Origin of the sequence: Calidifontibacillus oryziterrae (assembly GCF_000331575.1) — a bacterium.
GTDB lineage: Bacteria > Bacillota > Bacilli > Bacillales > Bacillaceae_J > Calidifontibacillus_A > Calidifontibacillus_A oryziterrae.
In genome coordinates this window covers 1632410-1653495 of sequence record NZ_KB223527.1, presented here as the reverse complement: position 1 = coordinate 1653495, position 21086 = coordinate 1632410, and the positions used below count along the sequence as shown (strand labels likewise).

The window sequence follows — 21086 nt, the reverse complement described above, 5'->3', positions numbered from 1 at the left end:
AGATTTGGACTTATCACAAATTTACCCCTGTGACGTTGTCCATGATGACATCTTTTTCATAATTACAAAATGTAGACTTATCACAAATACTGTATGCCTAAAAAACTTTCTCAATAAACTTTGACAGTCCTCGTAATTTTAAAGCTTTTATAACAATATCCAAAGAATACTTCTCTAATTTGCTTGTACTGTCTACATATTTCTTATACAATTTTAGAGAGCAAGAAAAATACATAATTTGACCAAAATCAACAAAATATTATGTTGGTATGTGAAAGTTTACAATTATAAGGTAGCTCTGAGGCATCTTAGATAACTTTACTGATGCTAACAAACAAACTAAGAAACGCTAAAAAATAAAGCAAAGGAGAGGTTTTTAATGGGAAAGGTATACGTATTTGATCATCCGCTTATTCAACATAAACTAACAATGATACGCGATAAAAACACGGGTACAAAGGAATTTCGTGAACTAGTTGATGAAATAGCTAGTTTAATGGCGTTTGAAATTACCCGCGATTTGCCTCTTGAGGATGTAACGGTTGAAACACCAGTTGCCACGGCAAAGGGCAAAATGATATCTGGCAAAAAATTAGGTTTAGTCCCTATTTTACGTGCTGGCCTAGGAATGGTAGATGGGATATTAAAGCTAATCCCTGCCGCAAAGGTTGGTCATATCGGTTTATATCGTGATCCTGAAACATTAAAACCTGTCGAGTATTATTTTAAGCTACCTTCTGATATTGAAGAGCGTGAGTTAATTGTCCTCGATCCAATGCTTGCTACCGGTGGTTCAGCGGCTGCAGCAATTTCTGGGCTAAAAAAGCGCGGAGCTGTGAATATTAAATTAATGTGCATCATTGCAGCACCTGAAGGTGTTGATTTTATCAAAAGAGAACATCCAGACGTAGATATTTATATTGCAGGCTTAGATGAAAAATTGAATGATCATTGCTACATCGTCCCAGGCTTAGGGGATGCTGGAGATCGATTATTCGGGACAAAATAATTGTAGTGAAATAAAATGAGATCGATCTGAGGTTGGATTTGTTTGGATAAAAAATTGGCAAGCAAAATAAAAGCTGCCCTTATAATTAGCGGCTTTTAGGAATGACCATAATTTAAAAAGGAAATGGCGCGTTATATGCCGCGTCATTTTTTTTAAAATGCAGGAAAATTATTGGAGTGAAAAAGATGTCAAATCGCATTAAAGTGCTTACAACCTTCGGAACAAGACCGGAGGCGATTAAAATGTGTCCGCTTGTTCTTGAGTTAGAAAAACGTCCAGAACAATTTGAATCGATAGTTGCTGTAACAGCACAACATCGGCAAATGCTTGATCAGGTTTTGGAAATTTTTAATGTAAAACCAGATTATGATTTAAATATAATGAAAGACCGCCAAACATTAATAGATGTAACAACAAGGGGACTAGAAGGATTAGACCGCGTAATAAAAGAGGTTAAGCCTGATATCGTGCTCGTCCATGGAGATACGACGACCACATTTATTGCGAGTCTTGCTGCCTATTATAATCAGGTTGCAGTAGGCCATGTTGAAGCGGGTCTCAGAACATGGAATAAGTATTCTCCGTTTCCTGAAGAAATGAATCGCCAATTAACGGGTGTTATTGCTGACATTCATTTCTCGCCAACAGAAAAGTCGTATGAAAATCTAGTGAATGAAAATAAAAAGAAGGAAGCAATCTTTATAACCGGTAATACAGCGATTGATGCACTATCCGTAACGGTAAAAGAAGACTACAATCATGAGGTTTTAGAAAAAGCAAGCAAAGGTCGTCTTATTTTGGTGACGGCGCACCGGCGCGAAAACTTAGGCGAGCCAATGCGAAACATGTTCCGTGCAATTCATAGACTTGTTGAAGAGCATGAGGATGTTCAAGTTGTATACCCGGTTCATATGAATCCGGCTGTTCGGGAAATTGCCCAAGAAATACTTGGCGGCAATGATCGTATCCATTTGATCGAACCTTTAGATGTGATTGATTTTCATAATTTTGCAGCTCGTTCATATTTAATTCTAACAGATTCAGGCGGAGTTCAGGAAGAAGCGCCATCATTGGGAGTTCCAGTCCTAGTCTTGCGCGATACAACCGAACGACCAGAAGGAATCGAAGCAGGTACGTTGAAGCTGGCTGGGACAGATGAGGGAACGATTTACGAGCTAGCAACAGAGCTATTAACAAATACCGAAGCATATGAAAAAATGGCGAAAGCATCCAACCCTTATGGTGACGGCAAAGCTTCGTACCGCATCGCTGAGGCAATCCGCTATCACCTTAAGCAAACTTCGGAACGCCCAGCATCGTTTACAACCGAAGGCTAAGCTAGCGCTACACCTAGCCAGTTAACGAAGTCTCTGCAAATGGGAAAGCAGCACCGTTTACAACCGAAGGCTAAGCTAGCGCTACACCTAGCCAGTTAACGAAGTTTGCAAATGAGAAAGCAGCACTGTTTACAACCGAAGGCTAAGCCGCACTACGTCCATAGACGTTTGTTTTATTAAGTAGCACAAAGAGCTAAAGCATAATCAATTTGGATTTTTCTGCATTTATTGGAATTTAAGACCTAACCCTGATCACCTGCGACTTAAGTCATTAGAGGTTATGAGAAATGGCGTTTGATAATACAGAAGATTAGATTTGGATTAGATAATTAGATTTTAAATAGTTAAAAACAGGCTGATCTAAAAGGTTGTTAAATAAAGACCTTTTGGTTTCAGCCTTCTTTTATGCTTTCATTTATCTGTAGATAGCATTCGTCTCATGGCCCCATGGATCAGGGCTTTGTATAAAACTACCAACAAATAGCAGCTTAATCATGGTCCGCGAATCAAATTGCTTTGTATAAAACTACCAACAAATAGCAGCTTAATCATGGTCCGCGAATCAAGTGCTATGTATAAAACTACCAACAAATAGCAGCTTAATCATGGTCCGCGAATCAAGTGCTATGTATAAAACTACCAACAAATAGCAGCTTAATCATGGTCCGCGAATCAAATTGCTTTGTATAAAACTACCCACAAATAGCAGCTTAATCATGGTCCACGAATCAATTACTTTGTATAAAATTTCCAACAAATAGCAGCTTAATCATGGTCCTCGAACCAATTGTTTTGTATAAAATTTCCAACACAGCGGGAAAATAATCAATAATAAATGTACGAGAGGTCATTTTCTATATATAGAAAAAGTTCAATACATTAACTGAAAAATAACATTTACAACAGGAATTATGCACTTCGTAAAGGAGCAAAACATCAGTGAAAAAGAAAATCAAATCACTATCGATTTTGAGTATTGTTATAACATCCACTTTGTGTTCGTTGCCTTGTATTCAAAACGAAGCACTAACTTTTAGGAAAGTGCAAGCCTCAATATGGTCGGATCCAACTGAACAAACACCTTTCGCTTTTGAAACAAACCAAACTAATCAGACAAACGTTAAAACTAAAAAAGAACATTTTAAATTGAAACGATCGCAATTAGATAGTGATGTCTACATACCAATCCATCGTCAAATTGGAGTTCAGCACCTAGATCCAATAAGTATTGAAGTAGATTCGCAAGTAGGCGTTGGAATGAATACCCCCCAAAAATTTATCATTGAGGTAGAAAAAGAACACAATACCAACACCACTAGTAAATTAGAAGAAACCAAAACAAACAACCCTAGTGAATTTGCTGAACTCAATACCAGCAACCCTAATGAATTGGAGTTGCATAAAACCAACACTACTAGTAAATTAAAAGAATCCATAACAAATACTTCTATTATAAGGACCAATCTCCAAAGGCTAGTCGATGAAATAAACGAAAACTATCCAAATATAAAAATTGAAAAAGAGTTTCAAACAGTGTTTTACGGCCTTTCAATATCAATGGAACAGCCACAAACTAACTTAGTAGCAATTCTTGAAAAAATAAAGCGAATGCCGGGCGTGAAATCGATCCATCCAACAACTATATACACCGCAAAACTAGACGAAAGTGTCCCGTTTATCGGTGGCGATGCAATCCGTCATTATTTTGACAACAATCAACAACATTTAACCGGAAAAGGGATCAAGGTTGGAGTGATTGATACGGGGATTGATTACAATCATCCTGACTTACAAAAAAACTATCAAGGTGGTTTTGATTTAGTAGACGACGACCATGACCCGATGGAAACGGTTAAAGCGCAAGGGGAGACGACGCTTCACGGAACGCATGTAGCAGGAATTATTGCAGCAAACGGTAGAGTAAAAGGGGTTGCGCCGGAGGCGGAAATTTATGCATATCGTGCTCTTGGTCCAGGTGGTATTGGAACATCAGATCAAGTAATAGCTGCGATTGAAAAAGCAGTGGATGATGGCATGGACATTATTAATCTTTCTCTTGGCAGTGCCGTAAATGGTCCTGATTATCCGACAAGTGTTGCCTTAGACCGAGCAGTTGAAAAAGGTGTAATCGCCGTGACGTCGAATGGAAATTCTGGACCGAATCTTTGGACGGTTGGTTCACCTGGCACCTCGCAAAAAGCAATTTCAGTAGGAGCTTCAACACCGCCTATCAAAATTCCGTATATCACATTAAATTCAATCCCTGAAAAAGTGATATCTATGCAGTCTTTACATGGGGCAGCTCAATGGAATCTAACGAAAGACTACGAAATTATCGATGGCGGTTTAGGAACAATTGATGATCTTACAGAAGTTGAGGCTGAGGGGAAAGCAGAGGTTAAAGGAAAAATTATTCTTATGGAAAGAGGGAAAATTCCTTTTTCTGAAAAAGTAAAAAATGCATCACAAAAGGGTGCAAAAGCTGTTCTGATTTTTAACAATGAAAAAGGTAGCTTCACAGGAGCGCTCCAAGAAAAGATAGAAATTCCTGCGGGATCGATATCGCGTGAAGACGGAGTTTTTATAAAACAAGAATTAAAAAAAGGTAAAAAATATTTAGACACAAAAACTCGAAAAATTCAGGATCAAATTGCTGACTTCAGTTCACGTGGCCCCGTCACCCATTCTTGGACCATTAAGCCTGATGTTGTAGCTCCTGGAGTTGAAATCGATAGCACAATTCCTGATGGATACCTAGCACTAAGGGGTACAAGCATGGCGTCGCCACATGTTGCTGGTGCTGCAGCTTTAATAAAACAAGCTCACCCGGATTGGACCCCGATGCAAGTGAAGGCAGCATTAATGAACACGGCAAAACCACTCCAAGCTGAAAATGGAAATCCATACATTCCCTCAGAGCAGGGGGCTGGGCGAATTCAAGTGGACAAAGCGATTGCGGCGACTGTGTTAGCGTATCCGGGCTCGTTAGCCTTCGGTGCAATTGATTCGATTGATTCGAAAGAGAGGACGAGTACTAATTTTGTAAAAAAAAGCATAGAAATAACGTTGGAAAACAAATCAACGGAAACAGAAAAGGTCACGTTCCGACAACCTCGTCATAAGAAGGGATTAAGATGGACAATGCCGTTGTCTTTTTATATAGCTCCAAATGAAAAAAAGACAGTGGCCATCGCAATTGAAGTGGACCCAACGGAAGCAACGAACGGATTGCATTTTGGAACAATCACCGTTGACACAAGTACAAGCAGTATCAGCTTACCGTACTTGTATGTCATCGGTGACCCAAATCATCCGCGCGTAAGCGGGTTTTCATTTGAGGAGGATGATGCGGAAAATAGCATTTACAAATGTGAACTCTATTTGCCTGAGGGAGCAGAGGAACTGGGAGTCGCTCTATTTGAGCCAGCTACATTAAAATATGTTGGTTTATTAATACAGAGGAACAATGTTGACCGCGGGGTATTTGAGCAATTATTAACTAGGGAAGAAATCCCATACCAAGACGGAGTTTATCATGTTGTTGTATACGCGGTTCAAGGTGGTATTGAATCGATCCAACATAGCCAACTCGAATTAAACAGTAAGTAATCCACTGTCATCTAGCATGAAAAGTGAATCGGGGCTGATTTGCTGACGATAAATAAAGTTTACTATCAGCAAACCAGCCGAGTTCTCAATTTGCTGACGATAAATCTGTTTTATTATCACCAAAATTGATTCAGATGCGATTAGCTGACGATAAATAAAGTTTACTATCAGCAAACCAGCCGAAATCCCGATTTGCTGACGATAAATAAGGTTTACTATCAGTAAAAAAGCCGAAATCTCGATTTGCTGACAATAAATAAAGTTTACTATCAGCAAACCAGCCGAGTTCTCAATTTGCTGACGATAAATAAGGTTTACTATCAGTAAAAAAGCCGAAATCTCGATTTGCTGACGATAAATCTGTTTTATTATCACCAAAATTGATTCAGATGCGATTAGCTGACAATAAATAAGGTTTACTATCAGCAAACCAGCCGAGTTCTCAATTTGCTGACGATAAATAAAGTTTACTATCAGCAAACCAGCCGAAATCCCGATTTACTGACGATAAATAAAGTTTACTATCAGCAAACCAGCCGAATTCCCGATTTGCTGACGATAAATAAAGTTTACTATCAGCAAACCAGCCGAATTCTCGATTTGCTGACAATAAATAAGGTTTACTATCAGCAAACCAGCCGAATTCACGATTAGCTGACAATAAATAAAGTTTACTATCAGCAAACCAGCCGAATTCACGATTAGCTGACAATAAATAAGGTTTACTATCAGCAAACCAGCCGAATTCACGATTAGCTTACGATAAATAAGGTTTTATTATCACGGAAAGCAAACCAATCACACTAATTGCCCGAGAAAACGTTGTTGTTCGTCACAAATTCACACGTCGTGAAAGCTACAGTTTAAAAATTAAGGCAGTTTACAATATTGTGACAATTATGTCGTATGTGTGAACATTTTCACCTAAAATGGATTGACATTAAAAGTACCCTGTTGTATGCTTACAAAGGGTGTGAAAACAGGGGCTTTTTCTGATAAAAAGGAATAAAAATCCATTCATTTGAAAAACGAAAATAACCATAAGGTACGGCGTTTTCCCTTTAAAAAAGTTACATATACATAGAAAAAACGACAGGGAAAACTGGCTCAAAAATTGTAGGGAAGAAATGCGATGATATCCTAAGATTAATTCTTGAATATATCCTTAATTATTTCCCTAATTATTTCCCTAGTTATTTTCTTAGTTATTTTCTTAGTTATTTTCTTAGTTATTTTCTTAGTTATTTTCTTAATTATTTTCTTAATTATTTTCTTAATTATTTCCCTAATTATTCCCTTAATTTTACAACGTGTTTTCTCTAACTGCATGAAATGAAAACGTTGTATAATAGCCGAAGGAGCGTTTGAAATGCGTGATGATAAACGGCAAAAATACCCATTAAAAGCCTACGCTTTAATGACGGGCATTACCGCCCAACTAGTCGGATCTATTTTAGTAGGAATATTCTTAGGAAAATGGCTGGATGAATCATTGGATACGTTACCACTGTTTTTAATAATCGGTCTTTTAATTGGACTTGGAACAGGAGTTTATAGCATGCTCCAGCTTATCCGGCGTTTTTCAGGAGACTAACGAGATGAACAAGAAGCTTACTAAAGAATACAATCAAATGTTTATCCGGCAATTAAAGATGATCATAAATTTATTAGCTTTATTTGTGATTGGATGGGGTTTTACACCTTATCCTACTATTTTTCTAGGACTAATTCTTGGAACCGTCCTCAGTACCTATAACCTATGGACCATGCATAGTAAAGTAAATCGCCTTGGTGAAACTATCGTTGAGAATCTCGCAAAAAAAGAAGATGAGAAAAAGAAGAAAGTGAGATCACTTGGTTCTTTACAACGACTAGCAGCTGCTGCCTTAGCAGTTGTTATTGCTATGCGATATCCGGACACGTTCCACTTTGTAAGTGTGATTATTGGATTAATGACGTATCATTTCGTCATTATGATAGATTTATTTTTCCAATCTATAAAAAATAAATAGAGTCACTATTGAACAACTGAAAGAGAGGTGAGAGAACATGGGACATGGTGCTCCAATATTAGAGAATTTCTTAGGAATTAATGGGCTTAATTTTAACTTATCAAATGTCCTTATGATTACTGTTTCTTCGGTGATTGTCTTCCTGATAGCGATTGCATGTACTAGATCCTTGCAGCTTCGTCCAACAGGTGCGCAAAACTTCCTCGAATGGGTATTGGATTTTGTGAAAAATATTATCGGAAGTACAATGGACTGGAAAACTGGCGGACGCTTCCTAACATTAGGTGTAACGCTGATTATGTACATATTTGTTTCCAATATGTTAGGTCTACCGTTTTCAGTGCAAGTTAATGGAGAGCTTTGGTGGAAATCACCAACAGCAGATCCGACAATTACGTTAACTTTAGCCGTTATGATTGTAGGTTTAACTCATTATTACGGCATTAAGTTAAATGGTACAAAGGCGTATGGAAAAACATTCGTTTCTCCACTACCGTTCTTATTTCCGTTTAAGATTATTGAAGAGTTTTCAAACACATTAACTCTTGGTTTGCGTCTTTACGGTAACATTTACGCAGGTGAAATTTTATTTAGTTTACTAGCAGGACTAGGCATAAGTGGATTAGCTGGTGGTATCGGTGCAGCTCTTCCGATGCTAGCATGGCAAGGCTTTAGTCTTTTCGTAGGTACAATCCAAGCATTTATTTTTACAATGTTAACAATGGTATATATGGCACACAAAGTGAGTCATGACCATTAATATAAAAATTTCCTTATAATAAACTACTTTCAATGGAAAAAGGGAGGACTTTTAAATGAATTTAATAGCAGCTGCAATTGCGGTAGGTTTAGCGGCACTAGGTGCTGGTATTGGTAACGGTCTTATCGTTGGTCGTACAGTAGAAGGGATTGCTCGTCAGCCAGAACTTCGCGGTACACTTCAAACTACAATGTTCATCGGGGTTGCGTTAGTTGAAGCATTACCGATCATCGGTGTAGTTATTGCATTCATGGTAATGGGTCAAGGTCAATAATAATTACATACCCATACGTAATCAAAGAGCATTTCAAGGATCATGGTCCATATTCATAATGGCGAAGATCGCATCACAAGCGTGATCCTTCGCCATTCCTTTATATGTATCCATAGGTCAAAGACATTTTAGCGACGATAAGTCGAATTTTTAAAAACATCTAGCATTCTGTTAACTGTATTTTTATTTTGAGCAGGGCACGTATTGAAAGGAGTGAAATACAGTGTCGTTAGACTTTTTAGTATTGGCATCAGCTGAAGCAGGTACACATGCAACAGGCATAAATATTGGCGACATCCTCTATCAGCTTGCGGCTTTCATTATTCTTATGCTATTACTTCGTAAGTATGCATTCGGTCCGCTAATGGGAATTATGAAGCAGCGCGAAGAGCATATTGCAAACGAAATTAATGCGGCTGAGAAAAGTCGTAAAGAAGCTGAAAAATTTGTACGAGAGCAAACTGAAGCTTTAAAAACTGCACGCCAGGATGCTCATGATCTAATTGAAAACGCAAAGAAGCTTGGCGAGCAACAACAAAAAGATATTATCGAAGCTGCTAAGACAGAAGCTAATCGAATTAAAGAATCTGCTGTGAAAGAAATTCAGCAAGAAAAAGAACAAGCAATTACTGCTTTACGTGAGCAAGTTGCTTCTTTATCAGTTTTAATTGCATCAAAAGTTATTGAAAAAGAGCTTAGTGAACAAGATCAACAAAAACTTATTGATGAATATATCAAAGAGGTAGGCGAAGAGCGATGAGTCGAGACGCAGTTGCAATTCGCTACGCCGTTGCTCTTTTTGAGTTAGCAAAAGAACAAAACCAATTAGATCAGTTAGAGGAAGAACTTAAGGTTGTTGTGAAAGTAGTGGAAGAGAATCCGAGCTTTCTAACGATCCTAAAGCAACCTAAGATTTCTAAAGACTCTAAAAAAGCGTTGGTAAAAGAAGTATTTAAAGATGCTTCAACGATCGTACTTAATACGATTCTTCTATTAATTGATCGTAAACGTGAAGACATCCTGCTTGAAGTTGTTGAAGAATATTTCCTTCTCGCAAATGATGAACGCGGAATTGCGGATGCAAAAGTATACTCAATTCGTGCATTAACGAGCGATGAAGAAAAAGCCCTTTCAGAGGTTTTTGCGAAAAAAGTAGGTAAATCACAATTACGCATCACAAACATCGTTGATAACAGTCTTATTGGTGGCGTAAAGCTACGAATTGGAAATACAATTTATGATGGCAGTGTAAAAGGTAAGTTAGAACGTATTGAACGTCAGTTGTTAGCTGCGAAATAAAGAGCTGACCTCATCCAATTAGAAAATGGTAAACGCTCAATCGTCAATTACTATCTGTAAAAAGCTAGAAGATAGGGGTGAAATTCATGAGCATCAAAGCAGAAGAAATTAGTGCGCTGATAAAAAAGCAAATTGAAAATTATCAGTCGGAAATCGAAGTGAATGATGTAGGTACTGTAATCCAAGTCGGTGACGGTATCGCACGTGCTCATGGTCTAGATAACGTAATGTCTGGAGAACTTGTTGAATTTTCAAACGGCGTGATGGGTCTTGCCCAAAACCTTGAAGAAAACAACGTTGGTATCGTTATTCTTGGACCATTTACTGATATTCGTGAAGGAGACGAGGTTCGTCGTACAGGCCGTATCATGGAGGTTCCTGTAGGTGAACAACTACTAGGTCGTGTTGTGAACCCATTAGGTCAACCGGTTGATGGATTAGGACCAATTGAAACAACGGAAACTCGTCCAATTGAAGTAAAAGCACCAGGTGTTATGGCTCGTAAATCAGTTCATGAACCATTACAAACAGGTATTAAAGCGATCGACGCTCTAGTTCCAATTGGTCGTGGACAACGTGAGTTAATTATCGGAGACCGCCAAACTGGTAAAACAGCGGTTGCAATCGACACAATCATTAACCAAAAAGAAGAAAATATGATTTGTATTTACGTTGCAATCGGACAGAAAGAATCTACAGTTCGTACAGTTGTTGAAACTTTACGTAAACATGGTGCATTAGAGTACACAATCGTTGTTACTGCATCTGCATCACAACCAGCTCCATTATTATACCTTGCTCCATATGCTGGGGTATCAATGGGCGAACATTTCATGTACAACGGTAAGCACGTGCTTATCATTTATGATGATTTAACAAAGCAAGCGGCAGCATACCGCGAACTTTCGTTATTATTACGTCGTCCTCCAGGTCGTGAAGCATATCCAGGGGATGTATTCTATCTACATTCACGCTTATTAGAGCGTGCAGCAAAGCTTAGCGATGATTTAGGTGGCGGTTCAATGACTGCACTTCCATTCATCGAAACGCAAGCTGGCGACGTATCAGCTTATATTCCAACAAACGTAATTTCAATTACAGATGGACAGATCTTCTTACAATCTGACTTGTTCTTCTCTGGTGTACGTCCAGCGATCAACGCAGGTCTTTCGGTATCACGTGTAGGGGGTTCTGCACAAATTAAAGGTATGAAAAAGGTTGCGGGTACTCTTCGTCTAGACCTTGCATCATACCGCGAACTAGAAGCGTTTGCTCAGTTTGGTTCAGACTTAGATAAAGCTACACTTGCAAAGCTTAACCGTGGTGAGCGTACAGTTGAAGTTCTTAAACAAGGTCTTCATAAGCCGCTTGCAGTTGAGAAGCAAGTTGCCATTCTATATGCACTTACACGCGGTTTCTTAGATGATATTCCAGTTGCTGACATCGCTCGCTTCGAGGAAGAATTCTACGCATGGTTAGAGCTTAATCGCAAAGAGGTCTTAGATCATATTCGCACAACGAAAGAACTTGCTAGTGATGATGACATGGCAGCTGCGATCAATGATTTCAAGAAGACATTTGCAGTTTCTGAATAAAACTATTTTGTCATATATAAAATTTTGATTTGATAAAGTTGGTGGGGCGTAAACCCTACCATTCGAACCAAATATGGCGATATGGCCCTTGGTCAACGCCTAAATAATCAAAAAGGTGGTGGAGCACCGCTCTGCCCCTTGTCCACTATATAATAAGGTGGTGAAAACGAGTGGCTTCATTACGTGATATAAAAACTCGAATAACATCGACAAAGAAAATGATGCAAATCACAAAAGCAATGGAAATGGTATCAGCTTCTAAACTAAACCGTGCTGAAAGTAACGCCAAAAAATTTGGACCATACATGGAAAAAATGCAAGAGGTCGTTTCAAGTATAGCAATGGGTAGTAAAGGCGTACAACATCCAATGCTTCAAAGTCGCCCAGTCAAAAAGACGGGTTACATTGTGATTACATCGGATCGTGGTTTAGCTGGACCTTATAATAGCAACGTTCTTCGAACTGTATTTAAGGTTATTAAGGAACGACACTCATCTACAGATGAGTATGCGATTATCGCAATTGGACGTATGGGACGCGATTTCTTTAAAAAACGCAATATGCCTGTAATTAAAGAAATTATTGGTATAGCGGATCAGCCATCTTTTTCGGATATTCAGGCGATTGCTAGCCAAGCTGTTCAAATGTACATCGATGAGACATATGATGAGCTTCATATGTACTATAACCATTTTGTGAATACAATAACGCAAGAAGTTACTGAGAAACAGTTATTACCATTAACAAGTATTACAGATGATAAATCATCTTTAAGTTCATATGAATATGAACCATCTCAAGAAGAAATATTAGAAGTTTTATTGCCGCAGTATGCTGAGAGTTTAATATATGGCGCGCTGCTCGATGGAAAGGCAAGTGAACATGCGTCGCGGATGACAGCGATGAGAAGTGCTACTGATAACGCAGAAGAGATCATCTCTGGTCTTACACTTTCATTCAACAGAGCACGTCAGGCTGCGATTACGCAAGAGCTTACCGAAATCGTTGGCGGTGCAGCTGCACTAGAATAGAACGGATTTAGTTGTAACATGTTTGTTAGGAGGGAAAGCGATGAATAAAGGACGCGTAACGACAATTTTGGGTCCGGTTGTAGACGTTAAGTTCGAAAGCGGTAAGCTTCCTGAACTATACAACGCCCTTAGAATTGAACATAAAGCGCGTACTGAATCAGAAGTCGATATTAATTTGACTTTAGAGGTTGCTCTACATCTAGGTGATGATACAGTACGTACAGTTGCGATGGATTCAACGGACGGATTAGTTCGTGGCATTGAAGTAGTAGATACTGGAGCACCTATTTCAGTTCCAGTTGGTGACGTAACACTAGGTCGTGTATTTAACGTATTAGGAGAGGCGATCGATCTTAAGGAAGAAATTCCTGCTGAATCTCGTCGAGATCCAATCCACCGCCAAGCACCAACTTTTGAAAATCTATCAACACAAGTAGAAATTCTTGAAACTGGTATTAAAGTAGTAGACCTTCTTGCTCCTTACATTAAGGGTGGTAAGATCGGATTATTCGGTGGTGCCGGTGTTGGTAAAACAGTATTAATTCAAGAGCTTATTAACAATATCGCTCAAGAGCACGGTGGTATTTCAGTATTTGCCGGCGTAGGTGAGCGTACTCGTGAAGGTAACGACCTTTATCATGAAATGAGCGATTCAGGCGTTATTAAGAAAACAGCGATGGTATTTGGTCAGATGAATGAGCCACCAGGAGCACGTCAACGTGTTGCCTTAACTGGTCTTACAATGGCTGAATATTTCCGAGATGAGCAAGGACAAGACGTGTTATTCTTTATCGATAACATATTCCGTTTCACACAAGCAGGTTCAGAGGTATCTGCCTTACTTGGACGTATGCCTTCTGCCGTTGGTTACCAACCAACACTTGCTACAGAAATGGGTCAATTACAAGAACGTATTACATCTACAAACGTAGGGTCAGTTACATCAATTCAAGCAATCTACGTACCAGCGGATGACTATACGGATCCAGCACCAGCTACAACTTTCGCTCACTTAGATGCAACAACTAACCTTGAGCGTAAGCTTTCTGAAATGGGTATTTATCCAGCGGTGGATCCACTAGCATCAACTTCTCGTGCATTAGCACCTGAAACAGTTGGAGAAGAACACTATAATGTTGCTCGTAAAGTACAGCAAACATTACAAAAATATCGTGAATTACAAGATATTATTGCAATGTTAGGTATGGATGAGCTTTCTGATGATGATAAACTAGTCGTAGCTCGCGCTCGTCGTATTCAGAACTTCTTGTCACAAAACTTCCACGTTGCTGAACAATTTACAGGCCAACCTGGTTCATATGTGCCAGTAAAAGAAACAGTACGTGGCTTTAAAGAAATTCTTGAAGGAAAATATGACGATATTCCAGAGGACGCATTCCGTCTTGTTGGACCTATCGAAGACGTTGTTGAAAAAGCAAAAGCAATGCAAGCATAAATTAAGAAATGTAACAGGTTAAGTGTAACTAAATCTACTTTATAGCAAAACCTGTTAAGTTGTAAAAATCACTAGCTCCCCACCAGGAATTTTAAGCGAAGGAAAACTTTCAATTTATAACGAAAGTATCTCTGAACCTTTCCGACGAGGTGGGGTCTTAGTGAATGTTATTACGGGATAAATCTAGAGAAGTTAGGAAAGAGAAATGAGAGATGAAGAGTATTTGTGATCATCGAAGCAATTATGCTAATCTTATTTCTCACATCATATATCTCACCTCTAGTAAGGGAGGTTATTTCATGAAGACAATAAAAGTCAGTGTAGTTACTCCTGATGGCCCTGTAGTTGAAACAGACGTAGAAATGGTTAGTACAAAAGCTGTTAGTGGTGAATTAGGTATTTTACCTGGTCATATTCCATTAGTTGCTCCATTAACCATTAGTGCCGTTCGTCTCAAGAATGGTGGAAAAACTGAACTAGTGGCTGTTAGTGGTGGATTCGTTGAAGTAAGACCTGATAAAGTAACTGTTTTGGCTCAAGCAGCAGAATTGGCGTCAGATATTGATGTTGACCGCGCACGTGCAGCAAAAGAGCGTGCAGAACGTCGCATGCAGCAAGCTAAAGCGGATGAAATTGATTTCAAACGTGCAGAACTTGCATTGAAACGTGCAATTAACCGTCTAAACGTAGGCGGCCGTTCCTAATTAACCAAAAGAAAGATCCGATTGGTCTTTCTTTTGGTTATTTTTTTGTGTAAACGGAGACTATTTTTATAAAAAATTTATATAAAACACCTGTAAATTGAGTGGAAACAACCATAATTAAAGCGTATTTGATGATACAAAGAACAAGTCAAAATAGTTTGTCAATAGAAAATATTTATCTTTCATATTTTTTTAAGATATTTGTGAACGTTTGTCGACACAAATTTACCTATTTGCTATAATAGGGGCGGCTACAAAAAAATAGATAACATAAGATTTGGGGGGGAAGGTATGGACACATTGCATCTGTACCAGAATAATTACCTAATTGTAGTTGTTTTTCTATTGTTAGGCATTATTTTACCGGTTGCAGCTCTTACAGTTGGTAGAATTTTGCGGCCGAACAAGCCTAGCGAAGAAAAACAGACAACTTATGAAAGCGGAATCGAGCCTTTCCACGATTCCAGAGTACAGTTTAACGTTCGTTATTATATTTTCGCTTTAATGTTTGTCATATTTGATGTAGAGACAGTCTTTTTATATCCATGGGCAGTCGCCTATGATAAATTGGGCATCTTTGCGTTAATAGAAATGTTAATTTTCGTTTTAATGCTCATCATTGGCTTAATCTACGCATGGAAAAAGAAGGTGTTAAAATGGATCTAATGTTACAGGATATTACACCAGAAGAGCGCGAGGAACTAAATCGTAATGTATTTTTGACAACTGTTGAACAAATCAAAGCATGGGCACGCGGTGCGTCTATATGGCCAATGACCTTCGGGCTTGCTTGTTGTGCAATCGAAATGATGGCAGCAGGGGGAGCGCATTTTGACGTTGCGCGCTTTGGTAAAGAAATATTCCGTGCCTCACCAAGACATGCAGATTGTATGATTGTTGCAGGAACGGTAACGAAGAAAATGGCGCCTATTTTAAGACGCTTATATGATCAAATGCCAGAACCTAAATGGGTGATCGCAATGGGCGTTTGTGCAACAGCTGGCGGCCCGTATGTGAAATCCTATGCAGTTGTTAAGGGTGTTGACCAAATAGTACCAGTAGATGTGTATATACCAGGCTGCCCACCAAATCCGGCTGCCTTAATTTATGGCTTGCATAAATTAGAGGAAAAAATCCGCTATGAAGCTAAGACAGGAAAGCGGGTGATGTAGGGCATGAGTGAAAAGGATTTAGAACAATTGAAACGTGAAGCAGCAGCGAAAGCAAAAGAAGCTGCAATGCGAAAGCTAGCTGAGAAGAATGGTGCACAGGCTCAGACTACGACTGATAGCAAATCAACTGAGGTAAATGAATCATCATTGCAAAGTTCATCAATATCTCAAAATACATCATCATCGCAAAGTGAGTCAATATCTCAAAATACATCATCATCGCAAAGTGCATCAAAATCTCAAAGTGAATCATCATCTCAAGGTGAACAAAATCAAACTGCTTCGCAAGCTGAACAAAAAAATGAAAGCGTTGGCGCTGCAGACGCAAAAGCGAAAGCTGCCGCCGCTGCAAAGGCAAAAGCCGCAGCACTAGCAAAGCAGGCGTCAGCAGACGTTACAGAAGCATCTGCTACTGAAACTGGATCTGCTTCATCATCAGAGGCTGCTGGAGCAGATGAGAAGGCGAAAGCTGCCGCCGCTGCAAAAGCAAAGGCTGCCGCCGCAGCAAAGGCAAAAGCAGCAGCCGCTGCAAAGGCAAAAGCAGCAGGGGGAAGCACAGCTGGAGACGATGAAAAGGCAAAAGCAATTGCCGCTGCAAAAGCAAAGGCCGCAGCCGCCGCAAAGGCAAAAGCAGCAGGGGGAAGCGCAGCTGGAGACGATGAAAAGGCAAAAGCAGTCGCAGCTGCAAAAGCAAAAGCCGCAGCCGCCGCAAAGGCAAAAGCAGGTGGGGCTGCAAGTACAGCTTCAAGCGACGATGGTCAAGCAGAAGCGCCATCTCCGAATCAACCATTTCTAGATAAATATATAAAAGTGATTGAGGATCACTTAGGCACCGATGTACTTGAAGATGCTTACATTAATAGGCTTTCAAAGGATGTTCCTACGCTAGTAGCGAAGCCTGAAACATATTACAAAATTGCTGAGTTCTTAAAATACAACGAGCAACTGGGCTTTGATTATTTATCCGAGCATCATGGCTCAGATTTCGAGACTCATATGGAAGTTTATAATCACTTGTATTCTTATAAAAATCGCCAATCAGTCGCATTAAAAGTAAAAATAAATCGAGCTAATCCAGAGATTGAATCATTGGCTCCGCTTTGGGCAGGGGCAAACTGGCCTGAAAGAGAGTCATACGATTTAGTAGGAATTAAGTATTTGAACCATCCAAATTTAACAAGAATCATGCTTGCAGACGATTGGGTTGGACACCCTCTCCGGAAAGACTACGAGCAATATGATGTGGAGGTGTAGCAAATGGCTTATAAAACAGAAGAATTGCTACTTAACGTAGGCCCTCAACATCCAAGTACACACGGTGTATTCCGGGTCGTTCTAAAACTAGATGGTGAGATTATTAAGGAAGCTACACCTGTCATTGGTTATTTACATCGAGGTACTGAGAAATTAGCAGAAGATCTACAATACACACAAATTATCCCATACACTGATCGTATGGATTACCTTTCAGCGATGACGAATAATTATGTAATTGTACATGCTGTTGAAACAATGATGGGATTAGAAATTCCAGAAAAGGCTGAATATTTACGTGTGATCGCAATGGAGCTAGGTAGAATTGCTAGCCATCTCATGGCGTTTGGAACATTTTTAATGGATATGGGTGCGACAAGTCCGTTTCTATATGCTGTAAGAGAACGTGAAATGATTCTCAATCTATTAAATGAATTATCTGGAGCTCGTATTACCTTTAACTATATGCGGGTTGGCGGTGTGAAATGGGACGCTCCAGAAGGATGGATTGAAAAAGTAAGAGACTTCGTGCCTTATATGCGTGAAAAACTAGCAGGCTACCATGATCTCGTTTCAGGTAACGAAATCTTTTTAACACGTGTCAAAGGTGTTGGAACGTACACGAAGGAGGATGCGCTAAATTATTCATTAAGCGGCCCGTGTCTTCGCTGTACAGGTGTAAAATGGGATCTCCGCAAGGATGAGCCATACTCTATTTATGACCGTTTTGACTTTGATGTACCGACTGCGCAAGCTGGAGATGCAAAAGCACGCTATGATGTCCGGATGGCGGAAATGGCTGAGTCTTTGAAAATAGTTGAGCAAGCCGTTGAACAGATTCCGAACGAAGGTGCAATTATGGCGAAGGTTCCAAAAATCATCAAAGCTCCAAAGGGCGAAGCATTTGTCCGGATTGAAGGGGCTCGTGGTGAAATTGGTTGCTATATTGCAAGTGATGGCAAAAAAGAGCCATATCGTTTGAAATTCCGTCGACCAAGCTTTTACAATTTACAAATCTTTAAAAAGCTAATTGAGGGTCAAAATATATCTGACATGGTTGCGATCCTTGGAAGCATTGACATCGTTCTCGGGGAGGTTGATGGCTAATGATAGATTCACTTTTACAATCTGCTCCAAGCTGGATGAACTTCGGAATCTTCTTTGGACTTGCAGCCGCATTATTAGGAGTTGTCCTTGGGTTTGTAACCTACGCAATTTTAGCTGAACGTAAAGTACTAGCATTTATGCAGTCACGTATTGGTCCAAACCAATTAGGGGGCCGCTGGGGATTGCTGCAAACTGTGGCAGACGTATTGAAGCTTTTAGCAAAGGAAGACTCAATCCCGAAAGCGGCCGATAAACCGCTGTTCATTATTGCTCCGGTCTTAGCTTTTGCGCCGTCTTTCATGGTACTTGCAACGATCCCATTTACAGATGCACTGCAATTTGCTGACTTAGGAGTAGGGTTAATTTATTATATTGCTCTTTCAGGAATTTCAATTGTCGGGACTGTTACGGCATCGTGGGCGTCCAATAATAAATATTCATTATTAGGTGGAATGCGTGCGGGAGCGCAAATGATTTCATATGAAATCCCACTTGTGATGTCAGTCCTTGGGGTTGTTCTTTTTACAGGGAGCATTAATTTGAATGATATTGTTGCAGCGCAGGAATCGTGGGCATTTATCATATTGCAGCCGATCGGCTTTTTAGTGTTTTTTATCTCAGCGAATGCTGAATTAGCACGTATTCCATTTGACTTACCGGAATCTGAATCTGAGCTAGTAGCTGGTTATCATACAGAGTATACAGGCTTCAGGATGGCATTTTTCATGCTTTCAGAGTATGTGTACTTGTTTGCAATGTCAGCCCTAATGACAGTTTTATTCTTAGGCGGATGGAATCCGATTCCTGGTTTAGATTTTATTCCGGGTGCGGTATGGTTCGCGCTTAAGTTTAGTTTGATTGTCTATATTATGGTTTGGTTCCGTGCGACATTCCCACGCTTCAAAGCAGATACACTAATGGAATTTGCTTGGAAGATTCTCCTTCCAATCGCGTTAGCAAACCTATTTTTATCAGCGTTACTGAAAGAGTTATTCTTTTAAAATAAATCAAGTCAATATATAAAAAAATAAACAGTAATGACGTATGCCAAAAAAAGCATTGTCTATGAATAAAAACATCAATGACAAAGTCATAGACAAAAGGAATGGGGTGGAAGTATGAAGGGCTTAGTTAAAGGCTTAAAATATACCCTGAAAGAATTAACAAAGAAGCCAGTCACATATGAATATCCGAATGAACCATTGGCTTTACCGGACCGTTTTCGCGGGATTCAAAAATTTTATCCGGAAAAATGTATCGTTTGTAACCAGTGCGCCAATATTTGTCCAACGGACTGTATTAAGCTAACTGGGAAAAAGCATCCAGACCCAAACCAAAAGGGGAAAATCATCGATACGTATACAATTAATTTTGAGATCTGTATTTTATGTGATTTATGTACAGAGGTATGTCCAACAGAAGCGATTATCATGTCGAACAACTTTGAATTAGCTGAATATAGTCGCGACAATTTATACAAAGATTTAACATGGCTTGATAATAACGATGAAAACATAAGAGAGGTGAATAAACCATGAGTGGAGAACTAATAGCCTTTTTTATCCTCGCGCTTATTGCAATTGGTGGAGGAGTGCTAATGCTAAACACAACAAGAGTCACTCACATGGTTATATCACTAGTATTCACCTTTCTTGCTTTTGCCGGACTTTACGTCCTGTTATCAGCAGAATTTGTCGCAGCCGTTCAAGTGTTAATATATTCAGGTGCGATAACCATCATTATTTTGTTTGGAATTATGTTAACGAAGCATGATGATCAAGAAGTGAATAAGCCAAGATTTTGGAAAACATTCTTTGTATCGATCGGTGTAATCGGCTTCTTCTTAACAATGTATTTTGCAATCAATGACTTGTCATTAGGTGAGCAAGCAACAAACCTACATGAAAACAATACGATGCAAATTGGAACAGAGCTATATTCCAAATATATTATTCCATTTGAATTAACATCAGTCGTATTATTAGTTGCCCTCATCGGTGCGATCATTCTTTCGAAAAAAGATGACGGGGAGGCGGGAGACGTTGAGTAGTGTGCCATTATCTGTCTATCTCGTACTAGCTTTAACAATTTTTTGTATCGGTTTATTCGGTGCATTAACAAAAAGAAATACAGTAATCGTGTTGATTTCGATAGAATTAATGCTAAATGCTGCGAACTTAAATCTTGTTGCATTTAGCAAATATGGGGTAAATCCGAGTATCACAGGACAGGTTTTTTCATTATTTACGATCGCGATTGCTGCAGCTGAAGTTGCAGTTGGGTTGGCAATTTTAATTTCGTTATATCGAAATCGTAAAACTGTTAATATCGATGAGATGGATTTATTGAAAAAATAAATATCTCATCGTTAAGCGAGAATATCTCATTGCTAAGCGAGAATATTTCATTGCTAAGCGAGAATATTTCATTGCTAATCGAGAATTCGTAAACTTAGATAAACAGAAAA

At 39.2% G+C, this 21086-nt stretch carries 23 protein-coding genes; 21 read left to right on the top strand and 2 right to left on the bottom strand.

The genetic code is table 11. The features are described from left to right. Positions 1–379 precede the first annotated feature (379 nt). The 3 genes from upp (at position 380) to D612_RS20045 (ending at position 5955) form a co-directional block, all read left to right on the top strand. Complete coding sequence (gene upp, locus D612_RS0116515; RefSeq protein ID WP_017756609.1) at positions 380–1009, top strand: uracil phosphoribosyltransferase; 630 nt, start codon at positions 380–382, stop codon at positions 1007–1009. A gap of 185 nt (positions 1010–1194) precedes the next feature. Further along, positions 1195–2346, top strand: coding sequence for a non-hydrolyzing UDP-N-acetylglucosamine 2-epimerase (gene wecB / locus D612_RS0116510; protein ID WP_017756608.1), 1152 nt, complete (start codon positions 1195–1197; stop codon positions 2344–2346). A 939-nt stretch (positions 2347–3285) separates the two neighbouring features. Further along, complete coding sequence (locus D612_RS20045; protein WP_017756607.1) at positions 3286–5955, top strand: S8 family serine peptidase; 2670 nt, start codon at positions 3286–3288, stop codon at positions 5953–5955. Here D612_RS20045 and D612_RS0116500 read toward each other — a convergent pair. Then, the gene (locus tag D612_RS0116500; protein ID WP_017756606.1) at positions 5941–6435 is read right to left on the bottom strand and encodes a hypothetical protein; all 495 of its coding nucleotides are present in this window, start codon (positions 6433–6435) and stop codon (positions 5941–5943) included. The genes D612_RS20045 and D612_RS0116500 overlap by 15 nt on opposite strands. After that, complete coding sequence (locus tag D612_RS0116495) at positions 6398–6667, bottom strand: hypothetical protein (RefSeq protein WP_017756605.1); 270 nt, start codon at positions 6665–6667, stop codon at positions 6398–6400. The genes D612_RS0116500 and D612_RS0116495 overlap by 38 nt, the downstream gene beginning before the upstream one ends. Positions 6668–7324: 657 nt before the next feature. Between D612_RS0116495 and D612_RS0116485 the strand changes: the two genes are divergently transcribed. The 18 genes from D612_RS0116485 to nuoK all read left to right on the top strand — a co-directional run bounded on the left by D612_RS0116485 (position 7325) and on the right by nuoK (position 20976). Continuing rightward, positions 7325–7549, top strand: a complete 225-nt coding sequence (locus D612_RS0116485) for an AtpZ/AtpI family protein (protein WP_017756604.1) — start codon at positions 7325–7327, stop codon at positions 7547–7549. Between the two features lie 4 nt (positions 7550–7553). Further along, positions 7554–7967 carry an ATP synthase subunit I gene (locus tag D612_RS0116480; RefSeq protein ID WP_017756603.1) on the top strand — a complete coding sequence of 138 codons (414 nt, stop codon included), beginning with the start codon at positions 7554–7556 and terminating at the stop codon, positions 7965–7967. A gap of 37 nt (positions 7968–8004) precedes the next feature. Next, on the top strand, positions 8005–8727 hold the full coding sequence (gene atpB / locus D612_RS0116475; protein ID WP_017756602.1) for a F0F1 ATP synthase subunit A: 723 nt from the start codon (positions 8005–8007) through the stop codon (positions 8725–8727). Between the two features lie 55 nt (positions 8728–8782). Beyond that, complete coding sequence (gene atpE, locus D612_RS0116470) at positions 8783–9001, top strand: F0F1 ATP synthase subunit C (RefSeq protein WP_017756601.1); 219 nt, start codon at positions 8783–8785, stop codon at positions 8999–9001. A 223-nt stretch (positions 9002–9224) separates the two neighbouring features. After that, a complete protein-coding gene (gene atpF / locus D612_RS0116465; RefSeq protein ID WP_017756600.1) occupies positions 9225–9761 on the top strand; it encodes a F0F1 ATP synthase subunit B in 537 nt (178 codons plus the stop codon). Further along, complete coding sequence (locus D612_RS0116460; protein WP_017756599.1) at positions 9758–10300, top strand: F0F1 ATP synthase subunit delta; 543 nt, start codon at positions 9758–9760, stop codon at positions 10298–10300. The genes atpF and D612_RS0116460 overlap by 4 nt, the downstream gene beginning before the upstream one ends. A gap of 86 nt (positions 10301–10386) precedes the next feature. Next, positions 10387–11895: a F0F1 ATP synthase subunit alpha gene (gene atpA / locus D612_RS0116455; RefSeq protein WP_017756598.1), complete on the top strand. Its 1509-nt coding sequence runs from the start codon at positions 10387–10389 to the stop codon at positions 11893–11895. 170 nt (positions 11896–12065) lie between these two features. Beyond that, positions 12066–12926: a F0F1 ATP synthase subunit gamma gene (locus D612_RS0116450; RefSeq protein WP_017756597.1), complete on the top strand. Its 861-nt coding sequence runs from the start codon at positions 12066–12068 to the stop codon at positions 12924–12926. A 40-nt stretch (positions 12927–12966) separates the two neighbouring features. Then, positions 12967–14382 (top strand): F0F1 ATP synthase subunit beta, encoded by a 1416-nt coding sequence (gene atpD, locus D612_RS0116445; protein WP_017756596.1) that lies wholly within the window; start codon positions 12967–12969, stop codon positions 14380–14382. A gap of 299 nt (positions 14383–14681) precedes the next feature. After that, on the top strand, positions 14682–15086 hold the full coding sequence (locus D612_RS0116440; RefSeq protein WP_017756595.1) for a F0F1 ATP synthase subunit epsilon: 405 nt from the start codon (positions 14682–14684) through the stop codon (positions 15084–15086). A gap of 291 nt (positions 15087–15377) precedes the next feature. Next, a complete protein-coding gene (locus D612_RS0116435) occupies positions 15378–15752 on the top strand; it encodes an NADH-quinone oxidoreductase subunit A (protein WP_017756594.1) in 375 nt (124 codons plus the stop codon). Next, positions 15743–16258 carry a NuoB/complex I 20 kDa subunit family protein gene (locus D612_RS0116430; protein ID WP_017756593.1) on the top strand — a complete coding sequence of 172 codons (516 nt, stop codon included), beginning with the start codon at positions 15743–15745 and terminating at the stop codon, positions 16256–16258. The genes D612_RS0116435 and D612_RS0116430 overlap by 10 nt, the downstream gene beginning before the upstream one ends. Before the next feature lie 3 nt (positions 16259–16261). Beyond that, positions 16262–17512 carry an NADH-quinone oxidoreductase subunit C gene (locus D612_RS0116425; RefSeq protein ID WP_017756592.1) on the top strand — a complete coding sequence of 417 codons (1251 nt, stop codon included), beginning with the start codon at positions 16262–16264 and terminating at the stop codon, positions 17510–17512. A gap of 3 nt (positions 17513–17515) precedes the next feature. Next, entirely contained in the window at positions 17516–18619 is a 1104-nt protein-coding gene (locus D612_RS0116420; protein ID WP_017756591.1) for an NADH-quinone oxidoreductase subunit D, read from the top strand. Continuing rightward, the gene (gene nuoH, locus D612_RS0116415) at positions 18619–19620 is read left to right on the top strand and encodes an NADH-quinone oxidoreductase subunit NuoH (protein WP_017756590.1); all 1002 of its coding nucleotides are present in this window, start codon (positions 18619–18621) and stop codon (positions 19618–19620) included. The genes D612_RS0116420 and nuoH overlap by 1 nt, the downstream gene beginning before the upstream one ends. A gap of 117 nt (positions 19621–19737) precedes the next feature. Continuing rightward, positions 19738–20157 (top strand): NADH-quinone oxidoreductase subunit NuoI, encoded by a 420-nt coding sequence (gene nuoI / locus D612_RS0116410; protein ID WP_017756589.1) that lies wholly within the window; start codon positions 19738–19740, stop codon positions 20155–20157. Beyond that, a complete protein-coding gene (locus D612_RS0116405; protein WP_017756588.1) occupies positions 20154–20669 on the top strand; it encodes an NADH-quinone oxidoreductase subunit J in 516 nt (171 codons plus the stop codon). Before nuoI ends, D612_RS0116405 begins: the two co-directional genes overlap by 4 nt. After that, complete coding sequence (gene nuoK / locus D612_RS0116400) at positions 20641–20976, top strand: NADH-quinone oxidoreductase subunit NuoK (protein ID WP_169330976.1); 336 nt, start codon at positions 20641–20643, stop codon at positions 20974–20976. Before D612_RS0116405 ends, nuoK begins: the two co-directional genes overlap by 29 nt. Positions 20977–21086 lie beyond the last annotated feature (110 nt).

Excerpts from the sequence above, each read along its gene's own strand:
- D612_RS0116425 (WP_017756592.1), top strand. The coding sequence starts at position 16,262 with ATGAGTGAAAAGGATTTAGAACAATTGAAACGTGAAGCAGCAGCGAAA.
- D612_RS0116420 (WP_017756591.1), top strand. The coding sequence starts at position 17,516 with ATGGCTTATAAAACAGAAGAATTGCTACTTAACGTAGGCCCTCAACAT.
- atpE (WP_017756601.1), top strand. The coding sequence starts at position 8,783 with ATGAATTTAATAGCAGCTGCAATTGCGGTAGGTTTAGCGGCACTAGGT.
- D612_RS0116460 (WP_017756599.1), top strand. The coding sequence starts at position 9,758 with ATGAGTCGAGACGCAGTTGCAATTCGCTACGCCGTTGCTCTTTTTGAG.
- nuoH (WP_017756590.1), top strand. The coding sequence starts at position 18,619 with ATGATAGATTCACTTTTACAATCTGCTCCAAGCTGGATGAACTTCGGA.
- D612_RS0116485 (WP_017756604.1), top strand. The coding sequence starts at position 7,325 with ATGCGTGATGATAAACGGCAAAAATACCCATTAAAAGCCTACGCTTTA.
- wecB (WP_017756608.1), top strand. The coding sequence starts at position 1,195 with ATGTCAAATCGCATTAAAGTGCTTACAACCTTCGGAACAAGACCGGAG.
- atpA (WP_017756598.1), top strand. The coding sequence starts at position 10,387 with ATGAGCATCAAAGCAGAAGAAATTAGTGCGCTGATAAAAAAGCAAATT.
- D612_RS0116435 (WP_017756594.1), top strand. The coding sequence starts at position 15,378 with ATGGACACATTGCATCTGTACCAGAATAATTACCTAATTGTAGTTGTT.
- D612_RS0116440 (WP_017756595.1), top strand. The coding sequence starts at position 14,682 with ATGAAGACAATAAAAGTCAGTGTAGTTACTCCTGATGGCCCTGTAGTT.
- nuoI (WP_017756589.1), top strand. The coding sequence starts at position 19,738 with ATGAAGGGCTTAGTTAAAGGCTTAAAATATACCCTGAAAGAATTAACA.
- D612_RS0116480 (WP_017756603.1), top strand. The coding sequence starts at position 7,554 with ATGAACAAGAAGCTTACTAAAGAATACAATCAAATGTTTATCCGGCAA.
- nuoK (WP_169330976.1), top strand. The coding sequence starts at position 20,641 with ATGACGGGGAGGCGGGAGACGTTGAGTAGTGTGCCATTATCTGTCTAT.
- D612_RS0116430 (WP_017756593.1), top strand. The coding sequence starts at position 15,743 with ATGGATCTAATGTTACAGGATATTACACCAGAAGAGCGCGAGGAACTA.
- D612_RS0116405 (WP_017756588.1), top strand. The coding sequence starts at position 20,154 with ATGAGTGGAGAACTAATAGCCTTTTTTATCCTCGCGCTTATTGCAATT.
- atpB (WP_017756602.1), top strand. The coding sequence starts at position 8,005 with ATGGGACATGGTGCTCCAATATTAGAGAATTTCTTAGGAATTAATGGG.
- atpD (WP_017756596.1), top strand. The coding sequence starts at position 12,967 with ATGAATAAAGGACGCGTAACGACAATTTTGGGTCCGGTTGTAGACGTT.
- upp (WP_017756609.1), top strand. The coding sequence starts at position 380 with ATGGGAAAGGTATACGTATTTGATCATCCGCTTATTCAACATAAACTA.